At 34.3% G+C, this 21,588-nt stretch carries 20 protein-coding genes; 11 read left to right on the top strand and 9 right to left on the bottom strand.

Annotated elements, in window-relative coordinates; translation table 11 throughout:
• Nucleotides 1-120: 120 nt before the first annotated feature.
• Both HNP25_RS18405 and HNP25_RS18400 read right to left on the bottom strand, forming a co-directional pair.
• Nucleotides 121-1,269 (bottom strand): cysteine desulfurase family protein, encoded by a 1,149-nt coding sequence (locus HNP25_RS18405; RefSeq protein ID WP_184136622.1) that lies wholly within the window; start codon nt 1,267-1,269, stop codon nt 121-123.
• Nucleotides 1,270-1,323: 54 nt separating this feature from the next.
• Complete coding sequence (locus tag HNP25_RS18400) at nt 1,324-1,848, bottom strand: DUF937 domain-containing protein (protein ID WP_184136620.1); 525 nt, start codon at nt 1,846-1,848, stop codon at nt 1,324-1,326.
• 110 nt (nt 1,849-1,958) lie between these two features.
• Between HNP25_RS18400 and HNP25_RS18395 the strand changes: the two genes are divergently transcribed.
• The gene (locus tag HNP25_RS18395) at nt 1,959-2,387 is read left to right on the top strand and encodes a nuclease A inhibitor family protein (RefSeq protein WP_184136619.1); all 429 of its coding nucleotides are present in this window, start codon (nt 1,959-1,961) and stop codon (nt 2,385-2,387) included.
• 40 nt (nt 2,388-2,427) lie between these two features.
• Here the strand turns inward: HNP25_RS18395 and rplT are convergent, their stop codons facing one another.
• Together rplT and rpmI are read right to left on the bottom strand one after the other, a co-directional pair.
• Nucleotides 2,428-2,772, bottom strand: a complete 345-nt coding sequence (rplT, locus tag HNP25_RS18390; protein ID WP_184136617.1) for a 50S ribosomal protein L20 — start codon at nt 2,770-2,772, stop codon at nt 2,428-2,430.
• Between the two features lie 121 nt (nt 2,773-2,893).
• Nucleotides 2,894-3,088, bottom strand: a complete 195-nt coding sequence (gene rpmI, locus HNP25_RS18385; RefSeq protein WP_109744687.1) for a 50S ribosomal protein L35 — start codon at nt 3,086-3,088, stop codon at nt 2,894-2,896.
• A gap of 175 nt (nt 3,089-3,263) precedes the next feature.
• Here rpmI and HNP25_RS18380 point away from each other — a divergent pair, with 175 nt between their 5' ends.
• The 7 genes from HNP25_RS18380 (at nt 3,264) to HNP25_RS18350 (ending at nt 13,461) form a co-directional block, all read left to right on the top strand.
• A complete protein-coding gene (locus tag HNP25_RS18380; protein WP_184136615.1) occupies nt 3,264-4,436 on the top strand; it encodes a tetratricopeptide repeat protein in 1,173 nt (390 codons plus the stop codon).
• 167 nt (nt 4,437-4,603) lie between these two features.
• Nucleotides 4,604-6,550, top strand: a complete 1,947-nt coding sequence (gene thrS / locus HNP25_RS18375) for a threonine--tRNA ligase (protein ID WP_184136613.1) — start codon at nt 4,604-4,606, stop codon at nt 6,548-6,550.
• Nucleotides 6,551-6,728: 178 nt separating this feature from the next.
• Nucleotides 6,729-7,289 carry a translation initiation factor IF-3 gene (infC, locus tag HNP25_RS18370; protein WP_184136626.1) on the top strand — a complete coding sequence of 187 codons (561 nt, stop codon included), beginning with the start codon at nt 6,729-6,731 and terminating at the stop codon, nt 7,287-7,289.
• A gap of 138 nt (nt 7,290-7,427) precedes the next feature.
• Nucleotides 7,428-7,805 (top strand): hypothetical protein, encoded by a 378-nt coding sequence (locus HNP25_RS18365; RefSeq protein WP_184136611.1) that lies wholly within the window; start codon nt 7,428-7,430, stop codon nt 7,803-7,805.
• A 171-nt stretch (nt 7,806-7,976) separates the two neighbouring features.
• Entirely contained in the window at nt 7,977-9,230 is a 1,254-nt protein-coding gene (locus HNP25_RS18360) for a TolC family protein (RefSeq protein WP_184136609.1), read from the top strand.
• Nucleotides 9,231-9,276: 46 nt separating this feature from the next.
• Entirely contained in the window at nt 9,277-10,371 is a 1,095-nt protein-coding gene (locus tag HNP25_RS18355; protein WP_184136607.1) for an efflux RND transporter periplasmic adaptor subunit, read from the top strand.
• A gap of 12 nt (nt 10,372-10,383) precedes the next feature.
• Nucleotides 10,384-13,461, top strand: a complete 3,078-nt coding sequence (locus HNP25_RS18350; RefSeq protein WP_184136605.1) for an efflux RND transporter permease subunit — start codon at nt 10,384-10,386, stop codon at nt 13,459-13,461.
• A gap of 216 nt (nt 13,462-13,677) precedes the next feature.
• Here the strand turns inward: HNP25_RS18350 and HNP25_RS18345 are convergent, their stop codons facing one another.
• From HNP25_RS18345 to HNP25_RS18325, 5 genes are all read right to left on the bottom strand, one after another.
• Complete coding sequence (locus tag HNP25_RS18345; RefSeq protein WP_184136603.1) at nt 13,678-14,574, bottom strand: RsmD family RNA methyltransferase; 897 nt, start codon at nt 14,572-14,574, stop codon at nt 13,678-13,680.
• A gap of 97 nt (nt 14,575-14,671) precedes the next feature.
• On the bottom strand, nt 14,672-16,270 hold the full coding sequence (locus HNP25_RS18340) for a hypothetical protein (RefSeq protein WP_184136601.1): 1,599 nt from the start codon (nt 16,268-16,270) through the stop codon (nt 14,672-14,674).
• A 27-nt stretch (nt 16,271-16,297) separates the two neighbouring features.
• Nucleotides 16,298-16,705: an EVE domain-containing protein gene (locus HNP25_RS18335; protein ID WP_184136599.1), complete on the bottom strand. Its 408-nt coding sequence runs from the start codon at nt 16,703-16,705 to the stop codon at nt 16,298-16,300.
• 128 nt (nt 16,706-16,833) lie between these two features.
• Nucleotides 16,834-17,685 (bottom strand): 1,4-dihydroxy-2-naphthoyl-CoA synthase, encoded by an 852-nt coding sequence (gene menB, locus HNP25_RS18330; protein ID WP_184136624.1) that lies wholly within the window; start codon nt 17,683-17,685, stop codon nt 16,834-16,836.
• Nucleotides 17,686-18,263: 578 nt separating this feature from the next.
• Nucleotides 18,264-18,716, bottom strand: a complete 453-nt coding sequence (locus HNP25_RS18325; protein ID WP_184136597.1) for a DUF2452 domain-containing protein — start codon at nt 18,714-18,716, stop codon at nt 18,264-18,266.
• A 395-nt stretch (nt 18,717-19,111) separates the two neighbouring features.
• Between HNP25_RS18325 and HNP25_RS18320 the strand changes: the two genes are divergently transcribed.
• The 3 genes from HNP25_RS18320 (at nt 19,112) to HNP25_RS18310 (ending at nt 21,558) form a co-directional block, all read left to right on the top strand.
• Entirely contained in the window at nt 19,112-19,612 is a 501-nt protein-coding gene (locus HNP25_RS18320) for a QcrA and Rieske domain-containing protein (protein WP_184136595.1), read from the top strand.
• 77 nt (nt 19,613-19,689) lie between these two features.
• Complete coding sequence (locus HNP25_RS18315; RefSeq protein WP_184136593.1) at nt 19,690-20,748, top strand: AMP-binding protein; 1,059 nt, start codon at nt 19,690-19,692, stop codon at nt 20,746-20,748.
• Between the two features lie 42 nt (nt 20,749-20,790).
• Nucleotides 20,791-21,558 (top strand): hypothetical protein, encoded by a 768-nt coding sequence (locus HNP25_RS18310; RefSeq protein ID WP_184136591.1) that lies wholly within the window; start codon nt 20,791-20,793, stop codon nt 21,556-21,558.
• Nucleotides 21,559-21,588 lie beyond the last annotated feature (30 nt).

Here is a 21,588-nt window from a genome sequence, read left to right as displayed (position 1 = left end):
ATCTAAAATCTTATGTAGTTGTATTTGCATATCTTATATGTTTTGAATACAAAAATATACATTAAAAGTCATCAGCCTAATTTAAGGATTGAGCCCTAATTTATTTTAGCTTATAGCCAATCAAGCCCTCAATGTTTCCACAACCTCTTTCACATATTGTATGGTAAAATCAATTTCTTCCTGATTGGTAAATCTTCCTAAACTAAAACGAATAGAAGAATAGGCTAATTTATCAGAAACACCAATTGCTTTTAACACATGAGAAGGCTCTACCGAAGCCGAAGTACAAGCCGAACCGCTAGAAACGGCAATATCTCGGAACGAAGAAAGTAATAATTCGCCATCAACGCCTTCAAAAGAAATATTGGTAAGGTTTGGCAAACGATTATTCGTATTACCATTCACTTTTGTTCCTTTTATCTGCGATAAAATTCCTTGTTCTAAACAATCTCTTAGTTTTGATAAAGTAATACTTTCAGTCAATAATTCAGCATTGGCGATTTCACAGGCTTTACCCAAACCAACGATAGCTGGCACATTTAAAGTACCCGAACGAAAACCTCTTTCGTGTTTTCCTCCATCCATTTGAGCAACCAAATCTTGATTCTTCAAGTTTCGGTTGATGTATAAAACACCAATTCCTTTTGGACCATAAAGTTTGTGTCCCGACAAACTCAATAAATCAATTTTGGCAGCTTTTACATCAATCTGTACTTTCCCAACTGCCTGAGTAGCATCTGAATGGAAAAGTATTTTATGTTTTTGGGCTAAAGTACCGATTGCCTCAATCTCTTGAATTGTCCCGATTTCATTATTGGCATACATGATTGAAATCAAAAAAGTTTCTGGACGAATCGCTTCTTCAATTTGCTCAATCGTTACACTCCCAAATTCATCAGGTTGTAAAAAAGTAGTTTCAGCACCCATTTTTTCAAGATGCAAACAAACATCTAATACTGCTTTATGTTCTGTTTGAACGGTGATGATGTGATTTTTTTGAGGAAAAACACTTTCAAATACGCCTTTTAAAGCCAAATTATTGGCTTCGGTTGCTCCGCTTGTAAAAACGATTTCTTTAGTACTAGCTTGAAGTAATTCTGCAATTTGTTCACGAGCAGTTTCAACAGCATCTTTGGCTGTCCAACCCAATAAATGTGAACGAGAAGCCGCATTGCCAAAATGTTCTGTAAAATATGGAAGCATGGCTTCTAAAACCCGTGGGTCAACTGGGCAAGTAGCGTTATAATCTAAGTAAATGGGATATTTCATAACAAAAAAAGGTAAGCCAAAAGCTTACCTCGAAAGATACAAAATCTTATGGAATTATTTTCCTCCGAACAGTCCACCAAGCATGCCACCAACACCACTACCTCCACCATTTCCACTCATGAATTTGCCAGCAATATTTTTTACATCATTCATATCAAACTGACCGTCTGCAAATGCTCCAGTAATATCGTTCAAATTGAACGAAGTATCGTTCGGGTCGTTTGTTTTAGTGATTAAAGAGTTCATTACATTTGGCAAAATCTGCGATACAATACCAGCCGCAGCGGTTTTATCTAAACCAAATTTTTGCATTAAACCCGTAATAGCTTGTTGAGCAATGTTCGCAACAATCGGGTTCGACATCAAAGTACTTGCATTCAAGCCCGTTTGTCCGCCTAATAAACTTGTTAAAGCACCCAAACCACCAGCACCATTTTGTGCCTGACCTTGCAAACCATTTGTTACTGCACTCATAATAGTTTGCATCGCATCTTGATTTTTTTCATTTGGTATAGCTGGATTTTTTACGATAGCTTGCTGAGAATTGTCTTGAATAAGACTCATTAATTGTTCTAACATTTGGAATTGTTTTTGTGAGTTTTTGTGATTTTGAGTAAAAGTATAGACAGATTTTTCTAATTTCAAGAATTATTCAAAAAGAATCAGGAAATATTAAATTAATTAATACAATGCTCGAAACAAGCACAGATCAAAACGAAGTGAACACTTTGAAAGAACAAATTCTACCTCTGATTGATGATTTACGATACCCAAGTGAATCTGACGAAGCTGTTGAATATTTTGAAATGGAATACACAACTGCTGAAAGTATTTCTGTACAAGACTTTAAGCTATTCAATGGCATTGAACCCGATAAAGAAGTAGAAGCGATTGCCATCGAAGATTTTTTCGAACCATTGACCAGAATTGAAGATTGGTTTGGCGAAGAAGAAAAAAAGTATGCTGACAATGCCCTGAAATTACAAACATTACTTACTGAAAAACTAACAGACATACAAGTCTTAAAAATCGGAGCAGTAGAAATTGATGTTTTTCTGTTCGGAATCTATGAAGAAAATAAATGGATTGGCGTAAAAACAATTTTGATAGAAACTTAGAAACAAAAAAAGAGCGATTCAATGAATCGCTCTAATCTTTCTATTTTACTTTCGCTACTACTGCTTTGAACGCCTCTGGGTGGTTCATTGCTAAGTCAGCTAATACTTTTCTGTTTAACTCGATACCTTGTTTGTTTAATTTACCCATTAAAGCTGAGTAAGATAAACCTTCTTGACGTGCAGCAGCATTGATACGCTGAATCCATAAAGCACGGAAATCTCTTTTCTTAACCTTACGGTCACGGTAAGCATATTGAAGACCTTTTTCAATTTTGTTCTTCGCTACCGTCCAAACGTTTTTACCTCTTCCGTAAAAACCTTTAGCTAATTTGAGCACTTTTTTACGTCTTGCTCTCGACGCTACGTGATTGACGCTACGTGGCATAATCTTTGGTTGTTTTTTGAAATATGGCGGTTAATGCTTAACACTTATTGAGCCAATTTTCTGGTTGAACAATAACTAAATTTTAATTTGTTTCGATTGAATAAATCTAAAGAAACGAGAATTACATTACTAACATCAACGTTACTCTGTCCATATCAGCAGAACTAACTAAAGTATCGTGAACTAAGTTACGCTTACGTTTAGTAGATTTTTTTGTAAGAATGTGGCTGTGGAAAGCGTGCTTACGCTTGATTTTGCCTGTTCCTGTAACCTTAAAGCGTTTTTTCGCTCCAGATTTGGTTTTAATTTTTGGCATTTTATTAAACGTTTTAAATGAAAAATATAAATTTTGTAAAATAGGATGCAAAGATACGGAAAAATATGATAGACAATACTTGTGATTCAAATAAAATGAATGTGCTGTAGATTTTATTTGAAAGATTTTATCATTTAAGGCATAAATTCAACACCTAAGTTTGTAATTTTGAGTAATGAAAAAAAATCGTCACATATCTCTTTATTTTCTATCTATTTTATTGTTAGTAAGTGCTTGTATTTCTGAATCCAAAAAAGGAATCAATATTCCTCCTGTGCCAGAAGTAACAGAAAAAGCTCGTAGAGAAGCAGCCATCGCTTTTTTAACAGATGCCATCGAAGCATCACCAAGTAGTTCTGAAAACTATTACAAGCGTTCATTACTCTATTTGGAAAATGAAAAAATCAACGATGCCCTCGACGACATCAATACCTCCATTAGCATTAAACCTAATGTTGGTACTTATTTTCAAGCAAAAGCATTAATTCTAAGAGCATCCAATCAACCAAGTTTAGCTCTTGAAGCAGCATCAAAAGCAGAAGTATTAAATGCTGAATCGCCAGAACTTTATACGCTTTTAGGTGATTTATATCAGCAATTAAATATGTTTGAAAAGGCAAAAGCTTATTTAAGAAAATCCTTACAAATTTCACCCAATAATGGTGAAACCTATTTTGTACAAGGAGAAATCTCCGCCAAAATGGCTGATACGGCTACTGCTTTAGGATATTTTCAACAAACGCTAAGCCTTAAACCTAGTTTTTTGCCTGTTTATTTGAAATTAGCCCAAATCCATACAAACCTTCGTGAATATGATTTGGCTTTACTCTATGCTGATAAAGGTTTGAGGTTTCATCCTAAAAACGGAAATTTATTTTTACAAAAAGGTAATACTTATCAAAAATCTTGGAAGCTAGATAGTGCTATACTTTGCTACAATAAAGCGATTACATTAGATACTTCATTGATTGAAGCCAATTTCAACACAGGAATGATTTACTTTAAATCAAAAGCTTATCGTTTTGCCCTTCCATTTATTGAAAAAGCATTTAACCAAAATGCAAAATATCCTGAAGTAAAATTCTTATACGCTCAATGCCTTGAATACACAGGTGACTTTGCTAAAGCTGAAACTTATTATAGCGAATTACTGGCCAGCAATAGTCAAGATTACCGAGCATTGAACGGAGTATATAGAACACAACACAAACAGAAGTATGGTCTTTATCCAACAGGTTTAGATACCAAGTTTGATACAACTTCTTATCCAAGTTTTGAAGCACCAACTCGAAAAGTTGATACAACCACTATTAGACCATTAAAACCCAAAGGAATTCTGAATAACTAAAAATACATTATCTTGTATTTTGTAGATGAAAGAGATACTTTTGACCCAATATTTTCAAAATATTACTCAACACAATTAAAACAAGCTTTTTGAGATTCTTTTTGATAAGAAATGTTATTTGTAGAACATTTTCTTCCAAAACAAGGCTCAAAACAAACACAAACCCCATGATTAAAATTAAATTACCCGACGGTAATGTCAGAGAGTATGCTCAGGGAACAACTGGGATGGACATTGCCCTCAGCATTTCAGAAGGATTAGCAAGAAATGTTTTAGCGGCAAAAGTAAATGGTAAAGTAGTAGATGCTTCTTTGCCTATCAATGATGACTGCGATTTTCAATTACTGACATGGAATGATGCCGATGGTAAATCTACATTCTGGCATTCATCAGCTCACTTACTAGCCGAGGCAATTGAAGCCTTGCATCCTGGAACAAAATTCGGTATCGGGCCAGCCATTGAAACTGGTTTTTATTACGATATTGATATGGGTGAAAAAGCATTGAGTGCGGATGAGTTTAAGAAAATTGAGGATAAAATGTTGGAATTGGCTCGTCAGAAAAACCAATATCAACGTTCTGAAGTTTCTAAGGCTGATGCCATTCAATACTTCACTGAAAAAGGCGACGAGTATAAACTTGAGCTTTTAGAAGGTTTAGAAGACGGTTCAATCACTTTTTATCAGCAAGGTAACTTTACGGATTTATGCCGTGGGCCACACATTCCAAACACTAGTTTTATCAAAGCGGTAAAATTGATGTCGGTAGCGGGTGCATATTGGAGAGGTGATACTTCTCGTAAACAAATGACTCGTGTGTATGCCGTTACTTTTCCGAAACAAAAAGAATTAGAAGAGTACTTAACTTTATTAGAAGAAGCTAAACGCCGTGACCACCGTAAATTAGGAAAAGAATTAGAACTTTTCGCTTTCTCTGAAAAAGTGGGAATGGGTTTACCTTTATGGTTGCCGAAAGGAACAATGTTACGTGAACGTTTAGAGAATTTCTTACGTAGAGCTCAAGTACGTGCAGGATATTCGCCTGTAATTACGCCACATATTGCTTCTAAAGAATTATACATTACTTCTGGTCACTATGCGAAATATGGTGCGGATTCATTCCAACCAATTCGTACGCCAGACGAAGGAGAAGAGTTTTTCTTGAAACCAATGAACTGTCCTCATCACTGCGAAATTTATAAGACTAAGCCTCGTAGTTATAGAGATTTGCCTTTACGTTTGGCAGAATTCGGTACAGTGTATCGTTACGAACAGTCAGGGGAATTACATGGTTTGACTCGTGTACGTGGCTTTACTCAGGATGATGCACACATTTTCTGTCGTCCAGACCAAGTAGAAGATGAGTTTATGAAAGTAATTGATTTAGTGTTGTACGTATTCAAAGCTTTAGGTTTTGATAATTACTCAGCACAAATTTCATTACGTGACCCTGAAAATAAAGAAAAGTACATCGGTAAAGACGAAGATTGGGACAAAGCCGAAGCTGCTATCATCAAATCTGCTGCTGCAAAAGGTTTACCAACGGTAGTAGAATTAGGAGAAGCAGCATTCTATGGACCAAAGTTAGACTTTATGGTGAAAGATGCTTTAGGACGTAAATGGCAATTAGGAACAATCCAAGTGGATTATCAATTACCACAACGTTTTGAATTAGAATACACAGGTTCAGACAACCAAAAACACCGCCCAGTGATGATTCACCGAGCACCATTTGGTTCATTAGAGCGTTTTGTGGCTATTTTAATTGAAAACACTGCTGGAAATTTCCCACTTTGGTTATCGCCAGAGCAATTGGCTGTATTGCCCATCTCTGAAAAATACGAGGATTATGCCAATGAAATTTTCTTACGTTTACAAGAAAACGATTTACGTGGCTATATTGACCATAGAGATGAAAAAATTGGTAGAAAAATACGTGATGCAGAAGTAAATAAATTACCATTTATGCTGATTGTTGGTGAAAAAGAATCAGAACAAGGAATGGTTTCAGTCCGCAAAAAAGGTGAAGGCGATTTAGGAATGATGCCAATTGACCAGTTTATTAACATAATGCAAACAGAAATAAATAAAAATGTTGTAAGATTTAAAGAATAAGAACTAAAAATTAAACTTGCATTTTTTTATTTTTTGAATTAGCTTTCGGAAGATTCGTAATTAAAGTGTTAATTTGTAACCTTTTATGCGAATTTTCCGTTAAATTAGCATTGGCAGTGAAATTTTGAGTTCTCAAACCTGCTATTTGTATCATTTTAAAACAAATCATTTAGATAATATGGCGTTACGCCCGAATAACAATTTTAGAAATAATCGTAGAGAAGAAGAGCCTTACAGAATAAATGGTCTCATCAAAGGAGTACAAAATGTACGTTTAGTTGGTGAAAACGTTGAGCAAGGCATCATGGACATAAAGCAAGCCTTGGCTATTGCTGTTCAACAAGGTTTAGATTTAGTAGAAATCTCACCAAAAGCGGATCCACCAGTATGTCGTGTTACGGATTACGCAAAATTTAAGTACGAGCAGAAGAAAAAACAAAAAGAAATTAAAGCAAACGCTGCCAAAACAGTATTGAAGGAAATTCGTTTCTCACCAAATACTGATGACCACGATTTTAATTTCAAATTAAAACATGCCATCAACTTCTTGAAAGAAGGTGCAAAAGTGAAAGCTTATGTTCACTTTGTTGGTCGTTCAATCGTATTTAAAGAAAGAGGAGAAATCTTATTATTAAACTTTGCAAAAGGTTTAGAAGAAGTAGGAAAAGCTGACGAATTACCACGTTTGGAAGGTAAAAGAATGTCAATTATGTTTTCTCCGAAAGAAAAGAAGAAATAAAATTGGCTAATAGGCGTTGAGTTACAGTTGTGAATTTTGAGTGATGAGTTTTAAATATAGAATTCATACATACATTTAAGTAATTTATTTTACATAAATTACAGACATTACTTAAACATACTGTTTCGCTTACATCTTGTGAAATTCAAATTCATCAAATATCTAATTCCCTTTATTTTCCTAGGTTTAGGAATAAAGGGAATTTTATGTTCTACTGAATTCCAACAAGTTAGTACGTCAAAAGTTACCAAATTCAAACTTCCTACCAGAAGTACGCATTCTGATTCTCCAGATGCCGTTGACGATTTCGTCAACACAAACCATGTCAATTCCAATTCAGAAGAATCTGATGATAATGACGATGAGGATTACTACACAAGCTGGTTCTCGAAAACAAGTAAAGATGCACATCATGTTTACATTAATCACATCAGTGAAAACTATGTGTTCAGTCATCAATTAATATTCAATTATCTTCCTAAAATTTATCTAAAAATCAGAGTACTTCGTCTTTGATTTCCTTCCTTTATTTTTAAAAATAATATAATTGTTTTTGTAGCATAACATGAACTGCTGTCTTACACTAAAACTGTTTTTTATTTTTTATCAATTTCATTAGAAGCTAAATGTACTTCTAATGCACAACTGTGCTGTATTCTCTTTTTCTCTCATTATAAAATCACTAAAATGAAACGTTTATGGATTATTCTGCTGTCTTTGACTTGCTTCAAGACATTTTCGCAGGATACTTTGAAACTTGCTCTAACCGACGTAGAAGCAATTTTCTTAAAAAACAATGCACTTTTATTGGCTCAAAAGTACAATATCGAAGCCTCTAAAGCCCAAATTATTCAAGCCAGATTATGGGATAACCCAACTTTTTCGGGAGAACAACAAATCTATAATCAGGAAACAAGAACGCCTCTCCCACTCGGAAACATGGGGCAAAGAGCCTTTCAAATTCAGCAACTTTTTTTGCTGGCAGGCAAACGTAATAAACAGATTGAGTTGGCTAAAATCAATACTGAAGCAAGTGAATATAATTATTATGATTTGTTGAGAACTTTAGCCATTGAGTTAAGAACCAATTTTTATGATACTTACTTCATCATAAAATCTGTAGCGATGTATGATGAGGAAATCCTGACGTTTCAGAAATTGCTGGTTGCCTATGAAGAACAATATGGCAAAGGCAATATTCCCTTGAAAGAAGTGATTCGTTTAAAGGCTTTTTTATTCTCATTGAAAAAGGAACAAAATGAGCTTCGTCAGCAGATTATCGAAAAACAAAGTACTTTAAGGACATTGCTTAATACAAAAGAGACTTTATTTATCGCTCCAAAAATTGATGAAAAAGTATTGGATAGTCTTGGTATCAATGACTTAACATTAGCACAATTAACAGCGACAGCTTTTGAAAATCGTTACGATTTGAAAATGCAAGATGCTTCTGTCCGCTACGAAAAAGAAAATCTGCTTTTACAAAAAGCGATGGCTACCCCTGACCTTAGACTTGGTTATTCGTATGACCGCAACGGAAGTTTTATTCCAAACTATCACGCTATTACTTTACAGATAGATATTCCTGTTTTCAATAAAAATCAAGGAAATATCAAAACATCATCTTTCAGAATTGAAGCTGCTCAAAAAACCTTGGAACAAGCACAAACAAGTTTGCAAAATGACGTACTCAGTGCTTTTATGAAAGTGCAAGAGAATAATCGCTTGGCACAAAGTATTGACAGCAAATTCATTAGAAGCTTTGATACGTTAATTGAAGGAGCTGTGGCGAGTTATCAGAAAAGAAATATTTCTTTAATTGAATTTGTAGATTTTGTAGAATCATACAAAACTTCAGTTGTGGAACTCAACGCTTTGAAAAGTGATAGAATGCGTTCAATCGAAGAACTCAACTTTGTTGTTGGGAAAAAAGTACTTTAATAACCACTATTTTTTGCTAAAAATTAAAAACTATTTCACGTACATCATGAAAAAGAATAAAATCATAATAGGCGTACTGCTCTTTGCTACTTGCTTGGCTTGTCAATCAAAAAAAGAGGATACAAAAACAGATAATTCAGAAGAATTCGTTCTTTCGGATAAACTTCGTAAAGAATTGGTTTTAGCACCAGCCATCGTCGAAAACATATCAAGTGAATTGCAATTGACTGGAAGGCTTGCTCCATTTGAGGAAAAACAAGTAAAAGTTTCACCTTTGGTAGATGGCGTAATCGAGAAAATTTCTGTCACATTAGGTGATTATGTTAGAAAAGGACAATCTATGGCAATCATCCATAGTTCGGAAGTTGCTGATGTTGAAAACCAAATTGTAAGTGCAAAATCAGATTTTCTAACAGCACAGAAAAACTTACAAGTACAACAAGATTTGTATAAATCAGGTTTAGCTTCTGAAAAAGACATCACTATCGCTCAAAATGAACTTTTGAAAGCAGAGGGAACTTTGAGAAGAGCCAATGAAATCTCTGGCATTTATGGCGTAAAAAATTCATTTTATACTGTAAAAGCACCAATAGACGGTTATATCGTAGATGTGAACAGAAATATTTCTGAAAAAATGGCATATCGTGAAGGTGACATTGGTCCATTCTTTTCAGTAGCAGATCTTTCTACAGTACAAATTATTGCCAATGTTTATGAATCAGACATTGCTAAAATCAAAGTAGGTTATCAGGCAACTATTAGATTAGTAGCCTATCCAGATAGAGTTTTTCAAGGAAAAATTGATAAAATTAATAATGTTCTTGACCCACAAACAAGAACAATGCAAGTACGTATCAACTTGCCCAATCCTGAAAAAATCCTAAAACCAGAAATGTTCGCAAAAGTAACGGTGAGCTATTCTGACAATCAAAAAATTGTATCAATTCCTTCCGAATCTATCATTTTCGATAAAGATAGAAATTTTGTAATCGTCTATAAAAATGCTAGAGAAGTAGAAGCCAGAAGAGTGCAAGTAGCAAAAGTATTAGACAACAAAGCTTTTGTATTCAACGGCTTAGCCGAAGGAGAAAAAGTAGTAGTAAAAAATCAATTAATGATCTATAATGCCTTAAATAATTAAGGAATCGATACAATGAAGACACTATTGGCTTTATCACTTAAATTCAAATTTGCCGTATTTTTTTTTACGGCTGTTATTGTTGTTGGAGGTATTTTTAGTTTCATTAATACGCCAATTGATGCTTTTCCTGATGTTACCAACACTCAAGTAACTATTATTACACAGTGGCAAGGGCGAAGTGCAGAAGAAATAGAAAAATTTGTCACTGCTCCACTCGAAATTTCAATGAATGGTGTACAGAAAAAAACGACCGTTCGTTCTACGACACTTTTCGGTTTATCGGTTGTCGTTGTAATGTTTGATGATGGTGTTGATAATAATTTTGCTAGAATTCAGATTAATAATGCACTTCAAGGATTAAGTCTTCCAGACGACGTTGAACCAGAAATTCAACCTCCTTATGGCCCAACTGGTGAAATTTTTAGATATACGTTAGATTCTAAATCACTGAATGCTAGAAAATTAAAAGAAATTCAGGACTGGGTAGTTGACAGAAATTTACGTTCAGTTCCTGGTGTTGCTGATATTGTAAGTTTTGGTGGAGAAGTAAAAACGTATGAAATAAGTGTTAATCCAAATCTATTACAAGCGTATAATATTACTCCGTTAGATGTCTTTCAGGCGGTTCAAAAAAGTAATATTAACGTAGGAGGCGATGTTATCACTAAAAACAATCAAGCTTATGTTGTCCGTGGAATTGGTTTATTAGCCAAGATTTCTGACATCGAAAATATCTTGGTTGAAAATATCAATGGCGTTCCAGTTTATGTAAAAACCGTTGCGACGGTTAACGAATCTGCTTTACCAAAATTAGGACAAGTTGGTCGTGGACAAAACAATGATGCCGTTGAAGGTATTGTTGTGATGCGAAAAGGTGAAGACCCTTCGGCAGTTATCAAAAGTTTGAATGAAAAAGTTGAAGAATTGAATACCAAAATTCTTCCTGTTGATGTAAATATCAAAGCGTTTTACAATCGTCAAACTTTACTTGATTTCTGTATTGAAACAGTTTCTCATAATTTGCTGGAGGGAATTGTTTTAGTTACTCTGATGGTACTTATCTTTTTGGCAGACTGGCGAGCGTCTTTGATTGTGGCGATGATTATTCCATTAGCTTTACTTTTTGCTTTTACTTGTTTGAAATTAATGGGAATGTCGGTGAATTTACTTTCGCTCGGTGCTGTCGATTTTGGGATTATTATTGATGGAACGGTCGTCGTGGTAGAAGGATTGATTGTAGTTCTTTCTCATAAAGCTCATGAAGTTGGTATGGAACGTTTTAATAAATTAGCCAAATTATCGCTAATTAAACGTACTGGTACTTCGATGGGGAAAGCCATTTTTACTTCAAAAGTAATTATTCTGGTTGCACTTTTACCCATTTTTGCCTTCCAAAAAGTAGAAGGAAAAATGTTTACACCTTTAGCATGGACGTTAGGTGCAGCCTTGTTGGGTGCTTTGATTTTTACCTTGACACTTGTTCCAGTTATGGTAAGTATTTTGATGAATAAGAACGTCAAAGAAAAATCTAATTTCTTTGTAGATGCTGTTCTAAAATACTCTATGAAATTATTCAATTACTGTTTTTCTCATCAAAAGAAAACCTTTATCATTACAGCAATCACAACAGTAGTTGGTTTATGGACGCTTACAATTCATGGAACGGAATTCCTTCCTCAATTGAACGAAGGTTCTATTTATGTAAGAGCAACTATGCCAAGAAGTATCAGTTTGAATGAATCTGTTCGCTATGCTAATGATATGCGTAGAGTATTTGAAGGTTTTCCAGAAGTACGACAAGTAATGTCACAAGCTGGGCGACCAAATGATGGAACCGACCCGACAGGGTTTTACAATGTTGAGTTTCACGTTGATATTTATCCGCAAAAAGAGTGGAAAAGTGGTTTGACGAAAGCCCAATTAATTGAGCAAATGCAAAAGAAATTAGACGTTTTCCAAGGAGTAAGTCTTGGTTTTTCTCAACCAATTATGGATAACGTTGAAGAAGCAGTCTCAGGAGTAAAAGGTTCAATAGCAGTAAAAATCTATGGTCAAGATTTTGAATATTTAGAAAAAGAAGCAGAAAAAGTAAATGATGTCTTGAAAAAAATTGAAGGTATTGAAGATTTAGGAATCATCAAAAACTTAGGACAGCCAGAATTACGCATTGAACTCGACCAACAAAAAATGGACTTATATGGAGTTCAGGCGGCTGATGCTGAGGCTGTAGTTTCGATGGCAATTGGTGGACAAACAGCTAGCCAGTTATTTGAAGGCGAACGTAAATTTGATATTAGAATTCGTTTTCAATCTGAATATCGTAAATCAGAAGCTGAAATTGGCGATTTGATGGTACCAACCATGAATGGAACAAAAATTCCAATCAAAGAAATTGCTACGATTCGTACTTTAACTGGACCAAGTTTGATTTTCAGAGAAGATACAAAACGTTTTATCGCCGTAAAATTCTCAGTCCGTGGACGTGATATGGGAAGTACCATTGAAGAAGCACAAACAGAAGTAAACAAAGTAATTCATTCATTACCAAAAGGCTATGAAATGAAGTGGAAAGGCGATTTTGAAAATCAACAAAGAGCATCAAAACGTTTGGCTCAAGTAGTTCCAATTTCAATGATTACGATTTTCTTCATTCTTTATTTAATGTTTGGTAGTTTGAAAGATGCTGGTTTGGTATTCTCCAATGTTCCTTTTGCCATTATTGGTGGTTCTTTGGCACTGTTAGTCACGGGGACAAACTTTAGTATTTCGGCTGGAATTGGATTTATCGCTTTGTTTGGAATTTGTATTCAGAATGGGGTAATTATGATTGAAGTATTTAAGGATAACCTTCATCAAAAATTATCACTGCATGAATCTATTATGCAAGGAGTCCAGTCGAGAGTAAGACCTGTAATGATGACAGCTTTGATGGGAATTTTTGGGATGTTACCAGCGGCTACTTCTTCAGGAATTGGCTCGGAATCACAGAAACCTTTAGCCATTGTGGTAATCGGCGGAATGATTGGAGCAACAATTCTAACATTGTTTATCTTTCCCCTCTTTTACGAAAGAGTATATCGTAATAGATAGAATGATTTGGTAAATATTTGGTGGTTAATTATTTAGATACAATATTATTTTTCTGTAAAAACAGTTTTTTGAAATATTTTCTTTTGAAAAACGAATAGAATATAACTACTTTTGTATCAAATAATTAACCACTGAAAAATAAAACATACCAATGAAAAAGATGTACTATTTCGTGCTTTTTTTACTTTTATTAAAAGTAATAGAAGTATTTGCCCACTAAACGCTAGCAAATCTATAAAACACTCCTAGCGGAAGTTTTTTCTTGAATCCATCTTGTAGATACAATTCACCAAATTCATGATTTTGGGTTTGGCTAAAAGAACATTTGACTAAATTTTCAACAATCAGTGAAGAAAAACCCATTGAGTACATATTCAGGATTAAGAAGTAATTTTCTTTATCAAGAATTTGTGCTACTGTTTTCAATAATTCATTGATTTGTTCTTCCAAAATCCATTTTTCACCATCTGGACCACGACCATAAGCTGGTGGGTCTAAAATAATTCCTTGATAAATATTACCACGTTTAGCTTCACGCTTTACGAATTTAAGTGCGTCTTCAACCACCCAACGTATATTCTCAAGGTTACTCGCTTCCATATTTTCTCTCGACCATGAAATTACTTGTTTGATAGAATCAACATGAGTAATATCGGATCCAGCTTGTTTAGCGGCAATTGATGCACCACCAGTATAAGCAAATATATTGAGTACTTTCGGGTTTTTAACAGGAAGCTTTTTTACTTTATCCATGATAAATTCCCAATTTGAAGCTTGTTCAGGAAAAATACCAACATGTTTGAAAGAAGAAAGTGCTAATTTAAAATTCAAATCTAAAGCATCCGTTTTATAAGGCATAAACCAACGCTCTTCCATTCCTTTTTTCAAAATCCACTCTCCTTTTTCTTGCGAACCTTTGTCTTTTTTAAAAGTAGCATTTGCGGTTCTCTCCCATTCTGCTTCTGGCATTGATTTATCCCAAGCAGCTTGTGGCTCTGGACGACGCAAAATGTATTTACCAAATTTCTCTAATTTCTCAAAACCTCCAGAATCTATCAATTGATATTCTTTCCAGCTTTGCGGGGTTTCAAGTTTAATAATTTCTTGTTGCATAATGTAATGTCTATGAAATCTGTAATGATTTTTTCATTCATAAAAAAAGCGGTATCCGTAGATACCGCTGCAAGTTACTCAAAAGCCTTTGTTTGAACTAAAATGAAATCTTATTCATATAAAATACATTTCTTCTTCCACCTTCATTATCATTCGTAATTCGCTGATAACCAGAAGCAATAAAATAGTTTTTATACCAATAATCAATTGCATCAGAAGTTGTCTGTTTTACTTTATCTCCTTCCAATTGAGTAGCTACTTTAGCACTTTGAGTATCTTCGAGAACTTTGTCTGCTTTGATGATTTTAGTAAAAATTTGTCCTTTGTTACTATATGAAAGCGTAATTTCATCCCCTTTTACTGATGCTTTTACTTTTTCACTCAGCTTTTGTTCTTTTACATCCTTCATTTCGATGCTATTATCCCAAAGTAAATTCCCTTTTTCATCAAAAGCGGCTACTATGGCGTGAGTATAAATCCAACCATCAAAAGTCTGTTGGTTTCCATAATATCTGTTTCCCCAACCCCACGGGCTATAATATGAACTAAATGGCGAATACAAACCATAATAACCATAACCCCAACGATATGGATTATAAAACGAACTATAGGGGCTACCAAAACCATTAAATGCACCAAACGGACTATAATTGTTGTAACGATAATCGGCATAAAAAGCCTCAGCAACCATGATATACTTATCGTCTTGTTTGATGATGTCATGTACCAACAAACGATAATCTAAACGTAAATCGCCACCTTTTTCTTTTTTATCCTGAATTTTCTTTTCTTGTTTTTCCTTTTGGCGTTCGCCCATGAAATTGAAGAAATTCTTGAATTCAGTAAAGCTATGGAATTTCAAATCTGTAATTTCATTGTCGAGCAACTTAGAAAAATAAATTCCTTGAGAGGTTGGTCCACGAGATGAGCCTATTGAATTTTTATGTCCATAAGTACCAAACATTACTTCGGTAGAATCTGAAACAAGATTCAATTTCCCATTCATCATGGCAAATTCATTTTCAGGATTCATCACTACTTGCGAAATCTGTTTACCGTCTTCGTCAAACGATTTTACGACCAATTGATAATTTTTACCTCTTGTTCCAACGGCATAAGTAACATTAACAATGGCAGTGCTTGTATCCAATTCCATTGATTGAATCTCAGCTTGGCTCTTCAAAGCACTTGGCAATACTTTTGTTTTACGTTCTACAAGATTTGTAAACAAAATTACAGGTTGATTATTCACCATTCCTGCAATAAAAATTGAAGCATTGATTGCCTGAAAATCAGAAACTTCCATTCTATCAACCGACATAATTTGGTACTTCTCAATAAAACCAGGACCAATATTTACTTTAATTACTTCATAAACGTTACTTCTATAACGGCTAAAAAGTAAATACAAATTTTTACCATCATAACAATGTTTTACATAATCCAAATTACCATCAATAGTACCATTTATCGACCAAATTTGCTCTAGATTTGTATCGAATCTGGTAAGCGTAAAATTGGTTTTACTTATTTGAGAAAGTACCAAAACCCCTTGGTCATTGATTGGAATGGTAAAAAGTTCGGAATTGCTTGAAGGCAAAGGGATTTCAACTCTTTTAACGCTTTGAGCTTGTGAGAATTGAAAACTGCATGTCATCAATACAAAAAAAGCAATACTTTTAACGACGGTTTTCATATTTTTAAATTAAATGTTTGAGCTTGTTTATTCATGAGCAAGACCAAGGATGATATCAAATTCTTCAGGTTTGATATGAGCAACCGAAAGGCGAGATTGTTTGATTAAAGATAAATCCTTCAATCGTTCATCAGCTTTCATTTGTTTTAAAGTAACAGTTTTCGGAAGTTTCTCAACAGGAACAAGATCTACAACAACCCAATTTTTATCATCAGTTGTTGGGTCTTGATAAGCCTCTTTTACAATTTTGGCGATTCCTACTACTTCCATGCCTTCATTTGAATGATAGAACAAAACTAAATCATCCACTTTCATGGCCTTTAAATTATTTCGTGCCTGAAAATTTCGCACACCATCCCATACGCCTGTGCCTTGATTAACGAAATCATCCCAAGAATATTTGAAAGGTTCTGATTTTACGAGCCAATAATTCATGCTTTTCTAAATTTTATTTTTTTGAGAAATTTTTAATTGATGAGAATGAAATTACTCTTTTTCATTAATTATTACTCCATTAATGGAATAAAAAAATCCGAAAGTGTTGAAACTTTCGGAAGTTAATGTCAAGGAAATTTAGGGAATTTGCTAAAATCTGGTTTGCGTTTTTCTAAGAAAGCATTTTTACCTTCTTTCGCTTCTTCTGATAAATAATATAACAAAGTAGCATTACCTGCTAATTCCTGAATACCTGCCTGTCCGTCTAATTCAGCATTGAATGATGATTTTAACATTCTTAGAGCCAATGGACTTTTTTCTAAAATCTTTTTACACCAAGCTACAGTTGTTTCTTCTAATTTATCTAAAGGGACTACTTTGTTGACTAAGCCCATATCTAGTGCTTCTTCAGCATTGTATTGGTCGCACAAAAACCAGATTTCACGAGCTTTTTTCTGACCAACTACTCTAGCCAAGTATGAAGCACCAAAACCGCCATCAAAAGAACCAACATTTGGACCTGTTTGTCCGAAACGAGCATTTTCAGCTGCAATTGATAAATCACAAACAACGTGTAAAACGTGACCTCCACCAATTGCCCAACCAGCTACCATCGCTACAACAGGTTTAGGAATCGAACGAATTTGTCTTTGTAAATCTAACACGTTTAATCTTGGCACTGTATCTTCGCCAACATAACCACCATGTCCACGAACTGATTGGTCTCCACCCGAACAAAATGCTTTCCCGCCTTCACCTGTCAAAATAATTACGCCAATTTCTTCTGTATCACGGCAAATGTTCATTGCATCAATCATTTCTTTCACCGTTAATGGTGTGAAGGCATTATGCACTTGTGGACGGTTGATTGAGATTTTTGCAATTCCTTCATGAAAAGTAAATAAAATCTCTTTGTATTCTTTAAGGGTTTCCCACTTCATATTATTGTTTGTTATAATGTTTATTTTAGATTCAGCCATACCTTGCTGATTTACTTGCTCTTGTTCAGGAATTGCAGGTCTGTTTAAAGCCTGTGTTACATGCAAAGCATCTCTAAGGAAGTTATTATTTACTGGTTCAATCCATGATTCCACAAACTGAGCTTCTGGTACAAAGGTTCCGTCTCGTTTTGTGTAGGCTTTATTTCTACGGCTAACAATCATAAAGCGTTCTACAAACTTTTCAACAGAAATTGTCCATGACTTAGGAGTGTGTCCTGGTTCATCAATGATTGCACCAGTTTCGTCTCGCAAACAATCAGGTCTTTCATTCGCTTGTAAACGGACAAATATACCTTTCTGCTCTTTGATACCTAACATCCCGTCAGACTGCACTTGAATCTCTGGAGAGGTAATTAAATAGGTAACGATGTACCCATCTCCGTTTTTTCTAGGATTAGCCCATTGAGCAGTAAATACTAAATTTTTTACAAGCTGTTCTTCTTCTTTTTGCAACTGCTCCATTGATTTTGAATTTAAAGTGAAAATTTTATTGACAGCTATTTTGTAGAAACAACTTCAAAATTAATCACTCATTTACAAAGCTCCAATTATTCTTTTTAAGCTTCTTCATTATATTGAACATCCCAAGTATGGTCTGCTAACAATAAACACTTCGCTAAATATCTGCTGTATTTAAACGAACGCCCCCATTCATTTGGTGCAATTAATGAAAGTAAATCCGTACCATCTTCTTTCTCGTACATGTAATAGGTTTCATTAATAATAGGTTCAAAACCGATGGCAGCATCATAAATTCTTTCTGAAATCTCTTTGCGTTGGGCTAATAATTTTGCCTGACGAGCCAAGGTTTCCATTTGTTCATACAACTGATTCATTTGTCTATCAGTTTGTTGACGCATCGCTAAAACCGAACGACCTTTTGATTTACCCAAATCTTCAGGTCTGATAACGGCGCCGCCAGCCGTATGAGCATAAGGAAGTAAACCGGGATTTTCGGCTACTTTATCTTTATTGATAGGGTTTAAAAATTTATCTTCAGTTGCTGCCATAACGAGCTTTTATTTAATTGAATGATGAAATGATTTGAACATTGATTAGCATTTGTCTTGAGCTCAACATATAAATTCTCTAAACAAAACGCCATTGAATATCTGCCAAAATTAAGAAATAAGGATAATATAATTACTTTTCAATAAAAATGAAGATAATAAATCTTTAAAATAAGAAACCAAAAGAGTATTCTTTTAAAATTATTAACAAATAGTTTCCTTAAAAGACATTTTCCCTGCAAATAAATGCTCAATAAGGCTATTATTTTACATCGAAAATATTTTTTAACAATTTTTCAATCATTTAATAATTATAACAAACGCAACCTCACCAAAGTTTTTGGCGTATGGTTTAAAAAACTAAATCTTCTCATTTAATTTAAAATTTCAGTCCTATGGAACGTAAAGAATTTTTATCGCTGGTTGGAGTAAGTGTTGGTGCTATTATTTTACAAAGCTGCTTGTCGGGTTGTTCAAATTCGTCAGACCCAACGCCTACAAACAACAACAATGGTAATACTGGTGGCACTGGTGGTACTGGTGGTACTACAACTGGTTTAACAGGTAATAACACAATCTCAAAAGGTGCCATAAATTTTACCTTAGATTTAACAAGTACAAGTTTTGCTGATTTAAAAACTGATGGAAAGGCAATTGTAACTGGCGATGTAATTGTTGCTAGAACGAAAGCAGGAAATTACATTGCAGTAGCCAAAGCATGTACTCACCAAGGAACCACGGTAGATTTCCAAGCAGATAATAACCGTTTTAATTGTTCAAATCATGGTTCAAATTTTGATTTGACTGGAAAAGTAATCAATGGCCCAGCGGCTAGTCCACTCACACAATTCTCTACTTCTTTTGATAGTGCTAAGAACACGCTAAAAGTATCTTAGAAAAACTAACCTTTTATTAAGAACACTCCTCAAAAATGCTAACTTTGGTATTTTCAGGAGTGTTTTTTATTTGAGAAATGATGTTGATCGACGATTATAATAATTTACCGAAGCCCAATTCGGAGTATGAAGAAAAAGTAATAACCTTTTGTAAACTTTGGCTAAATGGACAAGAAAGTTTTATTCTAAAAACTTCTGGCTCAACGGGTGAACCTAAACCCATTTCATTGAGCAGAAAGCAAATGGAAGCGAGTGCTTTATTAACAGGCAAAACTTTTGGTTTAAAAGAACAAGATTTAGCCTTGGTTTGCTTGAATGTAGAGTATATCGCAGGCATTATGATGTTGGTCAGAGGTATGGTTTTGAAGCTGAAACTGCTGATTCTTCCTCCTTCCAGTAATCCATTATTAAACATTGAAAATCAAAAGATTGATTTCGCTGCTTTTGTTCCTTTACAATTACAAAGTATTTTAGAAAGTGATAACAAGCATTTGTTGATTACTTTAAATCGGATGAAAGCCATTATCGTTGGCGGAGCGGCAGTTAGTCAACAACTGGTTGAACAAACTCAAGAATTATCAGTTCCAGCTTATAGTACTTATGGCATGACGGAAACGGTTTCACACATTGCCATTCGTAGGATAAATGGAGAAAATACTTCTCAAAACTTTAAAGTTTTATCAGGCGTAAAAATCGGAATTGACGAACGTAATTGCTTGAATATTCTGTCAGCAGCAAGCAATTTTGAATTAGTGCAAACAAACGATTTGGTGGAAATAATTGCTAAAGATGAGTTTAAATTACTTGGTCGTTTTGATAATATCATTAATAGCGGTGGCGTAAAAATTCAGCTTGAAAAAGTAGAAAATACTGTTGAAGTCTTTCTAGAATCGCTTCATATCAATCGTTTTTTTGCTTTTGGCATGGCAGATGAACGACTAGGACAAAAATTAATTTTAGTACTTGAATCAGAGAATCTGGACGATGAAATAAAACGTAAATTGTTGGAGGATATAAAAAATGTGTCGGACACTATTTATCAAATTCCCAAAAACATTTTTACAATTTCTACTTTTTCGGAAACACCAACAGGAAAAATTGATAAAAAAGCTACCATAAAAAGATTAAATTTGTAATAAAAATAGCGAAGTCAACATGACTAAAGGAAAATAGAAAGCATGAAAGTAGAAAAATTATCACAATTAGAAATCAAATTCGAGACAGCAGACATTTTGCCTCCTCCTTTTTCACACCAAATTCTCCTCACTTTAGATTTTAAAGAAAACTTTATTGATACAAAATTTGAGATTGCCTATACTTACAGAGATGAATTGACCGACGAAGAAATTTTAGAAGAAGGTTTTACTGGCAATGAAGATTTGGCTTGGGCTGGCGAATTATCAAAAGCATGGGAAGCTCCGATTCTAAAACTTATTGGTCAAACTTCGGAAAAATTCAATACTAAAGCATTGGAAGAAGAACAGAATTTTTTGGAAATATCTATCAATCAAAAAATAAAAGGAAATCCTGTAAATCAAGACGTTTGGGAATATTTATTACAAGAACTTACGCAAGCTGTTTATGAAACTTATGGCAAAGAAGCTCCTTTTCAATTGGTTTTCAAAAAAATAGAAAAAGATAAAAGTACTTCAACATTTGAATTGAATTTACATTATACCGATAGAAAAGTACTTGCGTCAACCACTACGAATGGAATTGAAGAAAGTAAAAATCTTTCTTGGGAAGAAGCCAGCGATTTATTACAACACATTTTCATCGGTGATTTTATCACTGATAAAGCACAAAAAGCTGAACCCAAAACCGTTGGAAAATTCATTTCAATTGGTGATGGTTTTTGGTATGAATTCACGAAAAGCTTAAAAAATCCGAATGGAAACAGAGCTTACATTGTAGATTTATATCAAAAATTTGAAGCATATTTATAGTAAAAAATTAAAAATAGTCGTTCTCGTGGA

Origin of the sequence: Arcicella rosea (genome assembly GCF_014204325.1) — a bacterium.
Lineage (GTDB): Bacteria > Bacteroidota > Bacteroidia > Cytophagales > Spirosomataceae > Arcicella > Arcicella rosea_A.
This window is presented reverse-complemented; position numbering and strand designations above follow the sequence as displayed.

Excerpts from the sequence above, each read along its gene's own strand:
- HNP25_RS18405 (WP_184136622.1), bottom strand. The coding sequence starts at position 1,269 with ATGAAATATCCCATTTACTTAGATTATAACGCTACTTGCCCAGTTGAC.
- HNP25_RS18400 (WP_184136620.1), bottom strand. The coding sequence starts at position 1,848 with ATGTTAGAACAATTAATGAGTCTTATTCAAGACAATTCTCAGCAAGCT.
- HNP25_RS18395 (WP_184136619.1), top strand. The coding sequence starts at position 1,959 with ATGCTCGAAACAAGCACAGATCAAAACGAAGTGAACACTTTGAAAGAA.
- rplT (WP_184136617.1), bottom strand. The coding sequence starts at position 2,772 with ATGCCACGTAGCGTCAATCACGTAGCGTCGAGAGCAAGACGTAAAAAA.
- rpmI (WP_109744687.1), bottom strand. The coding sequence starts at position 3,088 with ATGCCAAAAATTAAAACCAAATCTGGAGCGAAAAAACGCTTTAAGGTT.
- HNP25_RS18380 (WP_184136615.1), top strand. The coding sequence starts at position 3,264 with ATGAAAAAAAATCGTCACATATCTCTTTATTTTCTATCTATTTTATTG.
- thrS (WP_184136613.1), top strand. The coding sequence starts at position 4,604 with ATGATTAAAATTAAATTACCCGACGGTAATGTCAGAGAGTATGCTCAG.
- infC (WP_184136626.1), top strand. The coding sequence starts at position 6,729 with ATGGCGTTACGCCCGAATAACAATTTTAGAAATAATCGTAGAGAAGAA.
- HNP25_RS18360 (WP_184136609.1), top strand. The coding sequence starts at position 7,977 with ATGAAACGTTTATGGATTATTCTGCTGTCTTTGACTTGCTTCAAGACA.
- HNP25_RS18355 (WP_184136607.1), top strand. The coding sequence starts at position 9,277 with ATGAAAAAGAATAAAATCATAATAGGCGTACTGCTCTTTGCTACTTGC.
- HNP25_RS18350 (WP_184136605.1), top strand. The coding sequence starts at position 10,384 with ATGAAGACACTATTGGCTTTATCACTTAAATTCAAATTTGCCGTATTT.
- HNP25_RS18345 (WP_184136603.1), bottom strand. The coding sequence starts at position 14,574 with ATGCAACAAGAAATTATTAAACTTGAAACCCCGCAAAGCTGGAAAGAA.
- HNP25_RS18340 (WP_184136601.1), bottom strand. The coding sequence starts at position 16,270 with ATGAAAACCGTCGTTAAAAGTATTGCTTTTTTTGTATTGATGACATGC.
- HNP25_RS18335 (WP_184136599.1), bottom strand. The coding sequence starts at position 16,705 with ATGAATTATTGGCTCGTAAAATCAGAACCTTTCAAATATTCTTGGGAT.
- menB (WP_184136624.1), bottom strand. The coding sequence starts at position 17,685 with ATGGCTGAATCTAAAATAAACATTATAACAAACAATAATATGAAGTGG.
- HNP25_RS18325 (WP_184136597.1), bottom strand. The coding sequence starts at position 18,716 with ATGGCAGCAACTGAAGATAAATTTTTAAACCCTATCAATAAAGATAAA.
- HNP25_RS18320 (WP_184136595.1), top strand. The coding sequence starts at position 19,112 with ATGGAACGTAAAGAATTTTTATCGCTGGTTGGAGTAAGTGTTGGTGCT.
- HNP25_RS18315 (WP_184136593.1), top strand. The coding sequence starts at position 19,690 with ATGATGTTGATCGACGATTATAATAATTTACCGAAGCCCAATTCGGAG.
- HNP25_RS18310 (WP_184136591.1), top strand. The coding sequence starts at position 20,791 with ATGAAAGTAGAAAAATTATCACAATTAGAAATCAAATTCGAGACAGCA.